Annotated in this window: 1 protein-coding gene and 1 pseudogene; both read right to left on the bottom strand. The window is 71.8% G+C overall.

Features of this window, described 5'->3' with window-relative positions; genetic code table 11:
* Positions 1-831, bottom strand: an 831-nt coding sequence (locus ABZ646_RS47100; protein WP_360534057.1) for an acetyl-CoA C-acyltransferase, incomplete at its 3' end; no start/stop codon positions are given.
* A 26-nt stretch (positions 832-857) separates the two neighbouring features.
* A pseudogene (locus tag ABZ646_RS47095) lies at positions 858-1,126 on the bottom strand (TetR family transcriptional regulator); the annotation flags it as partial.

Genomic DNA, 1,126 nt, shown 5'->3' with positions numbered 1-1,126 from the left:
GTCCTCGCCGCGCACCGAGAGGTGGTGGACGCGGGCCCGAGGGGTCAGCCCGTGCTCGCGTACCGCCCGTTCGCTCGCCAGCAGCATCGCCGAGGCACCGTCGGAGACCTGGGAGGAGACGGCCGCCGTGATCCTGCCGCCGTCGATCACCGGCTTCAGGCCTGCCATCTTCTCCAGGGTGGTGTCGCGGCGCGGGCCCTCGTCGGCGGTCACTGCACCGTAGGGGACCAGTTCGCGGTCGAAGCGGCCCTCGTCGATGGCGCGGGCGGCCCGCCGATGCGAACGCAGCGCGAACTCCTCCATGTCCTGGCGGGAGATGCCCCACTTCTCGGCGATCATCTCGGCGCCCGCGAACTGGTTGACGGGCCGGTCGCCGTAGCGGGCGCGCCAGCCCTCGGAACCGGCGTACGGGCCCTGCGTCAGGCCGAGCGGCTCGGCGGCCTGACGAGTGGCGAAGGCGATGGGGATCATCGACATGTTCTGCACACCGCCCGCGACCACCAGGTCCTGGGTGCCCGAGAGCACGCCCTGGGCGGCGAAGTGCACCGCCTGCTGAGAGGAACCGCACTGCCGGTCCACGGTGGTACCCGGCACCTCCTCCGGCAGCCCGGCGGCCAGCCAGCAGGTGCGGGCGATGTCCCCGGCCTGCGGGCCGACGGTGTCCAGGCAGCCGAACACGACGTCCTCGACGGCCGCCGGGTCGACTCCGGAGCGCTCCATCAGCGCGGTGAGCACATGTGCTCCGAGGTCGGCGGGGTGCACGGCGGACAACCCGCCGTTGCGTTTGCCGACCGGGGTCCGGACCGCTTCGACGATGTATGCCTCGGCCATGGTGACTCCTGTTCGCTGTCGCGGGGTCATTCCCGCCGGGTGACGCCCTCCAGCACCATCGACAGGTACTGGCGGGCGATCTCCTCCGGGCTGTGCTGTCCGCCCGGCCGGTACCACGACGCGGCCACCCAGACGGTGTCGCGCAGGAAGCGGTACGTCAGCCGGACATCGAGGTCGGCGCGGAAGACCCGGTCGGCCACTCCGCGCTCCAGAGTGCCCAGCCACGCCTTCTCGAACTTCGCCTGTGAGTCGGCGAGATAGGCGAAGCGCGGCTGGGCCTGCAGGTGCCTGGACT

It is taken from the genome of Streptomyces sp. NPDC007162 (assembly GCF_040634175.1).
Taxonomy (GTDB): Bacteria; Actinomycetota; Actinomycetes; order Streptomycetales; family Streptomycetaceae; genus Streptomyces.
The sequence above is the reverse complement of the archived record's forward strand: the minus strand, read 5'-3'. Positions and strand labels throughout refer to the sequence as shown.